General features: G+C 44.1%; 5 protein-coding genes and 1 pseudogene. 1 reads left to right on the forward strand and 5 read right to left on the reverse strand.

Annotated features, from left to right (window positions below; genetic code table 11):
• Positions 1-338 precede the first annotated feature (338 nt).
• The 4 genes from A3735_RS14220 to A3735_RS14235 form a co-directional block, all read right to left on the reverse strand.
• Positions 339-815, reverse strand: coding sequence for a glutathione peroxidase (locus A3735_RS14220; RefSeq protein WP_197485896.1), 477 nt, complete (start codon positions 813-815; stop codon positions 339-341).
• A 215-nt stretch (positions 816-1,030) separates the two neighbouring features.
• Entirely contained in the window at positions 1,031-2,605 is a 1,575-nt protein-coding gene (locus A3735_RS14225) for a cryptochrome/photolyase family protein (protein ID WP_068511008.1), read from the reverse strand.
• Between the two features lie 29 nt (positions 2,606-2,634).
• Complete coding sequence (locus A3735_RS14230; protein ID WP_068511006.1) at positions 2,635-2,931, reverse strand: TIGR03643 family protein; 297 nt, start codon at positions 2,929-2,931, stop codon at positions 2,635-2,637.
• A gap of 123 nt (positions 2,932-3,054) precedes the next feature.
• Complete coding sequence (locus A3735_RS14235) at positions 3,055-4,257, reverse strand: bifunctional alpha/beta hydrolase/OsmC family protein (RefSeq protein ID WP_068511004.1); 1,203 nt, start codon at positions 4,255-4,257, stop codon at positions 3,055-3,057.
• Positions 4,258-4,332: 75 nt separating this feature from the next.
• Between A3735_RS14235 and A3735_RS14240 the strand changes: the two are divergent.
• A pseudogene (locus A3735_RS14240) lies at positions 4,333-5,736 on the forward strand (IS91 family transposase); the annotation flags it as partial.
• Between the two features lie 640 nt (positions 5,737-6,376).
• On the opposite strand, the gene A3735_RS28935 reads toward A3735_RS14240, so the two are convergent.
• Positions 6,377-6,516 (reverse strand): IS3 family transposase (locus A3735_RS28935; RefSeq protein ID WP_156499664.1); only part of this gene is annotated, 140 nt, incomplete at its 5' end.

Here is a 6,516-nt window from a genome sequence, read left to right on the forward strand (position 1 = left end):
GACGCTCCTAAGCTCTCAATCCATGTACTGTCAGCCTTTGCGGCAGGCCGGTGGGGCAACTGTCAGCTAAAGATCCATTCGCCAGGCACTTTTCGGTCAAATCGACCAAAATACGACCTTCTTTGGGCGCTGTGAAGCTAAATTCCGGGGCTTAGGCAATAAAAATGAGCAGCAATTTCGGGTATGCTACTTCATCCGAAGGGTGAAAAGGTGCTTTAAACGTCCTATAGGCCCAATGCCGAATATTGAGAAAACCTTCCGGAAATATAATGCGTGCATGGCTGTTTAGGGAAATTATTAAGTATGTCTATTTTGTTTAAAATGGGCATCCAATTTATTTAAATTTCAATTTTCAGTAGTTCGATGATTTTGTTTTCTAGTGAGCTGCTGATTGGCTGTACAGACGATTGAAAATGCTGAATGGTTTTCTTGTCTTTACTTATTAAATATTTGTTGAAGTTCCAGCTTGGTTCAATACCTGTTTTTTGGGTTAATGATTTGAAAAATTCATTTTTCTTTTCACCAGTGACTGAGCTTGTGGAAACCATGTTGAAAGTTACGCCGAAGTTTATAAAGCATACGCTAGCCGTTTGCTCTTCGGACTTGGATTCTTGATTAAAATCATTCGATGGGAAGCCGACAATTTCAAGGCCCTGATCTTTGTATTTTTGATATAGCTTTTCCAGTTGCTTGAATTGAGGAGTAAAGCCGCAGTGGCTCGCTGTATTGACAACCAGTAATACCTTGTCATTAAATTTTTCGCAAAAATTGACGGTCTTGTGTGAATGCAGTTTGTTTGTTTCAAACTCAAGCATGGGGTCACAGTTTGAATGCTCAAGGCTCGAATACTCTAGGCTTGGATCGGCTGAGCTTGAGAAACTGGCGAGGAGTACGACTATAAAACTCGCCAATATTAAGCTGTTTTGACCTAGGGTTTTCGCAAAAAATGAGTTCATAGTGTATGTACCTGTGTTTCTGCATTTATCTAAGTAGTACGCGTATTGTCTAAAAGTAGATCACCATTACTGCGCTATAGAGTGTCGAGGTTATCTAGCAGTTTTTGAGCGTGCTGCAAAATTTCAGATTGTTGTGGCTCGTCAATACGATGCCATGTTTTATAGGGGAAGGCCATTCTTGGGTTTTTCTTAAACGTTTTTTTATGAGTATCTAAAAAATGCCAGTACAGGCTGTTGAATGGGCACGCTTTGCTGCCGGTTTTTTCTTTTACTGAGTAGTGACAGCTTTTGCAGTGGTCGCTCATTTTATTTATGTAGTTGCCACTAGCAGCATAAGGTTTTGTGGCAATTAACCCACCGTCTGCCGACAGCGCCATACCACGAGTATTGGGTAGTTCGACCCATTCTATTGCGTCTATATAAATACCTAGATACCAAGCGTCTACGTCATCTGGGTTAAGTCCGGTAAGCAAAGCAAAGTTTCCGGTTATCATTAAGCGCTGAATGTGGTGGGCGTATGCGTAGTTGAGTGATTGTGTAATGGCTTTGTTTAGGCAATTCATTTTGGTGTTTCCATCCCAAAACCATTTTGGCAGTGGACGGGTAGCAGTAAGTGCGTTGAGGCTTGAAATTTCTGGCATGTTGATCCAGTACATGCCTCTAACGTATTCGCGCCAGCCTAATATTTGGCGAATAAAACCTTCCACTTGAGCTAAATTTATTTGTGCAATGGAAGGGTTTTGTTGTGATTTCTCAAATGCATTAATGGCAGCTTGAATAACATCAAGCGGGTGTAGCATTTTGGTATTTATAGAAAAACTTAAGCGCGAGTGATATAGGCTCCAAGCATGATCGGAATTTTGCGTCATGGCATCTTGAAACCGGCCAAAATTAGGCAAACAGGTTGTGCAAAAATGCTGCAATATTTTTTTTGATTGCGCACGGCTGCATGGCCACAATAAGTTAGGTTCTTGTTTGCCCATAACCTTGATTTGGTGACGCTTTAAGCGTTGCAATATATCGCTGACTTCATTGGCAAATATTAATGGTTGTGGAATGGCCGCTAGGTCATCTTTTTTGAAGGTGTTGCGGTTATCAGCATCGAAGTTCCATTGGTCGCCAATGGGCTTGTCGTTTTCCATTAATATATTGAAGCGTTTGCGCATGGCGCGATAAAAGTTTTCCATGCGCACATGTTTGCCTTGGTTGAAGTACTTTGGAATATCTTCAAAGGGCAAGATAAAGTGTTCGGTGTCAAAGCAAGTTATTTCAAGGGTTTGTTTTGTTTTTGCTGATAGTTCATTTAATTGTTGTAGCAACCGATATTCGTCTGGTCGCTGATACTGAATTACTGAGCAATGATGAGTTGTTGCGATGCTAATGAGTAGTTCGTTAAGTGTTTTATATTCAGCGGTATCGTCGAGGGTTAAGTGGCGAACATGGTGCCCGGCTTTTATTAATGCTTCGGAAAAGTTTTGCATCGATTTAAAAAATGCACAGGTTTTTTGCACGTGATGTTTTACGTAAGTTTGTTCTTGGTGCAGTTCGGCAATAACATAAAGTACGCTTGGATCTTTCGTTTTAAACCAAGAGTGATCGGCGTTTAATTGGTCGCCTAATATTAAACGTAATGTCTTATAGCTTTGCATGGCGTTTGTCTTTTGGTTTGTGTTTTATTTTAGTTCTTGTTTTTATATTGCGTCGGGCTATATGCACGGCCAGTGGTAAAAGACCTTAATGATAAATGTTTGGTTTTACGACCGCTCACGCGCTGACGCCAGTTTTTGAAGGTCTTTTGTTTTAGTGAAGCGCGCATTAATGAAATAACGCGAGGTTCTGTCAGACCAAATTGAAGCTCAATGGCTTCAAAGGGTGTTCTGTCTTCCCATGCCATTTCTATTATCCGTGATTTTTCATCGTCGGATAATATGGGTTTAGAATGATTACTGAAGTTCGGTTCTGAAGGGTGTGTCATTACCAGTAAGCCTATAAATAAACATTAATGTTTGTTTCTTTTAATAGTCTTACTGATAAAAACAGGTTTTGGATCATTTAAGGGTTAGTGTTTATAAATTAAAAGCATTAGATGGTAGTAGGTCTATTCGACTAAAGTGGTTACCACATGCGGGTTGTTGTGCAGGGTTTTATGCACTGGGCAGCGGTCGGCAATTTGTATAATGCGCTCTTTTTCTTCGGCGCTTAATGGGCCTATTAGTTGCACCTTGCGAATCAGGGCTTCCATTTTTGAGTTTCCATCTTCTGTTTTACTGCAGTCGTCTACGTAATTGCGTTCGTGGGAAAGCGATACTTCAACATGCTCTAGTGGTAATTTTTTGTGGGTGGCGTACATGCGAATGGTCATTGCTGTGCATGCTCCAAGCGCTGCTAGCAGGTGTTCGTATGGGTCTGGGCCGCTGTTTTGACCGCCCAATTCTGTCGGTTCGTCGGCAAACCAATGGTGATGGTCGGTAAAAATTTCTTGCTGAAATTTATGGTCAACTTCTGTGATCATTACATGACCTTTAGCCAGAGTTGGAGTTTCTGTTTTAGGGGCTGGAATGTAGCGGCTAGCCCAGCCAGAAATTGTTTGCGCAACATATTCACTGTCAATAGCTTTAGATAATAAATGGTCGGCAGTATCTAAGCTTACAAAGCTTTTGGGGTGCATGGCTGCTTTGTAGATTTTTTCTGCTTCGGCTATGTCGACGGTTAAATCGATAGGTGAGTGCAGAACTAATAAAGCTTTATTGAGGCTTTTGATGTGGTCGGTGGTTTGGTTTCTAATGTCGTCTAAAAATTGTTTTTTGATGGTGAACTCACGCGGGCCTAAATTCACTTGGGCCTGGCCATCTTGTTCTATGTTGTCTAATTTTGCGCCAAAGTTTTTTTCAACATGGCTTGCTTCAAAAGGTGCGGCAATAGTGACGACGGCTTTTACTTCTGGTAATTCGCCTGCCATGGCTAACACCGCTGCGCCGCCTAAGCTATGGCCAATAAGTAGTTCTGGGGCTTGGTAGTTTTCTTTTAGGAAGTTTGCCGCTGCGATCAAATCTTCTGTGTTTGAGGAGAAGTTGGTATTGGCAAAATCACCATCGCTATTGCCTAAGCCAGTAAAATCAAAGCGAAATACGGCAAAGCCATGTTGAACTAAAAATCGGCTGATGCGAGAGGCGGCTGCAATGTCTTTGCCGCAAGTGAAGCAATGAGCGAATAAGACGTAGGCGCGAATGGCTTGGTCTGGGGTTTCAAGTAAGCCGGCTAGATTTTGCCCTTGGCTAGGAAATTCTACTTTGGTTCTCATGTTCGATCCCTTTTGAAAAGCTAAAATATAAAAGTCATTATTCTTTTCTAGTTAGATAAGTCCTCGTTGGAGGGTCAGGGACAAAGCTTGCCTCGTTACGTTCAGAGAGAGTTCGAAGATTTTCTCCAATGTGGTCGGCTGGAATATGGCTTTTTGCGTGTGCGCTGTGAAGACTGTCATCACGAGCGTTTGGTCGCTTTCAGCTGCAAACGGCGTGGTTTCTGCCCCAGCTGCGGTGCCCGCCGGATGGTGGAGAGTGCCGCACTTTTGGTGGATGAAGTATTTCCCGCAGAGCCTATTCGCCAATGGGTGCTGAGTTTTCCTTTCCAGTTGCGCTTTTTGCTGGCCCGTTACCCGGAGCTGATGGGCAAGGTCTTGAGCATCGTTTACCGTATACTCTCAACCCATCTGATTAAGAAAGCGGGTTTTACCAAGGCTACGGCACAAAGTGGATCGGTAACGCTCATCCAACGCTTTGGCTCCGCGCTGAATCTGAATGTACACTACCACATGCTGTTTCTCGACGGGATTTACACCGAAGACGGCCATGGTAAACAGCGCTTCCATCGGGTCAAAGCGCCGACCCACGATGAGCTGAATACCCTCGTTCACACCCTTAGCCACCGCATAGCTCGCTGCCTGGAAAAGCAAGGGCTACTCGAGCGAGATGTCGAAAATACCTGGTTGACATTGGAAGAGGGCGAGGAGGATACGCTCACCCAATTATACGGCCATTCGGTCACTTACCGCATTGCCACCGGCCCCCAGCAGGGGCGCAAGGTCTTTACTCTGCAAACTTTACCGGGGCGAGAAGATAAGGCTGATGCTAGCAGCCGAGTAGCCAACCACGCAGGGTTCTCCTTGCACGCTGGCGTGATGGCCGAAGCGCATCAGCGAGATAAGCTTGAGCGCCTGTGTCGCTATATCAGTCGGCCAGCGATCTCGGAAAAGCGTCTGGCATTGACCGCCAATGGACAAATCCGCTACGAGCTCAAAACCCCTTACCGCAATGGCACTACGCATGTGATCTTCGAACCACTGGATTTCATTGCCAAGCTAGCGGCTTTGGTACCCAAGCCTAGGGTCAACCTTACTCGATTCCACGGGCTTTTTGCACCGAACAGCAAACACCGCGTTCAAGTAACACCCGCTAAGCGGGGCAAAAAGCCCGATCAATCGGAAGGTCTCGATACTGACTGGTGTGACAAGAGCCCTGCAGAGCGCCACCGCGCTATGACCTGGATGCAACGACTCAAGCGTGTTTTCACCATCGACATCGAGGTCTGTGAACACTGCGGTGGCCAAGTCAAAGTGATTGCAAGCATTGAAGACTCGAAGGTGATTGAGCTGACTCTTAATTACCTCAGGCAGAAAGCCGCTAAGGTTGACGCTGCCAAACAGCACGAATTGCCGCCAGAGCGAGCCCCGCCACTGACTCCCAGCCTGTTCGACCCATCGCAGACTCGCCTATTTAATTGACGCTCCTAAGTTCTCAATCCATGCACTGTCAGCCTTTGCGGCAGGCCGGTGGGGTAACTGTCGGCTAGAGATCCATTCGCCAGGCACTTTTCGGTCAAATCGACCAAAATACGACCTGCTTTGGGCGCTGTGAAGCTAAATTCTGGGGCTTAGGCAATAAAAATGAGCAGCAATTTCGGGTATGATACTTCAGCTTAGGGGTGAAAAGGTGCTTTATACTTCCTATACCCTATAAGAACACCCATTACTTACCTGAAGTATCAACGACCTCGCTTCTGAGGGTGGTCTAAATACAGGCTCTATATAATCAATTGGAAAGTAACTCATAAGCATCTATCTTGTTGTTTAATTAAAACCCTTACGCTCTTAGTCAAAACCGCAAAAGCTTCGAAATATTAAATGAATAACGCACATTATACGCGCAAGAAGTTATCTGTGTACTGCCAAACAATAGATTTTAATCATGACAAACCTTAATATTAAGAACACTAAGGGTTGAACGTTTAGTTAGCCTTCACAACACTAATTTAAATAAAAATAACCGACAAGATGAAATAAATTATGCGCTTCGATTATCGTATCGTCTTTATTATTACTGCTTTACTCTTCTGACGTGGTCTAGCATTTTTGACCAACCCAGTTAAGATACTTTTTTCATTTCAATTGCCTGAGCTTCGTATTCATTCGGGCTCATGTAGCCCAAGTAAGAATGCAGCCGCCGACTGTTATAAAACATGGATATGTAATCCAAAATATCCTGCTGTGCCTCATAGCGAGTTT

The sequence above is a fragment of the Oleiphilus sp. HI0061 genome (assembly GCF_001635675.1).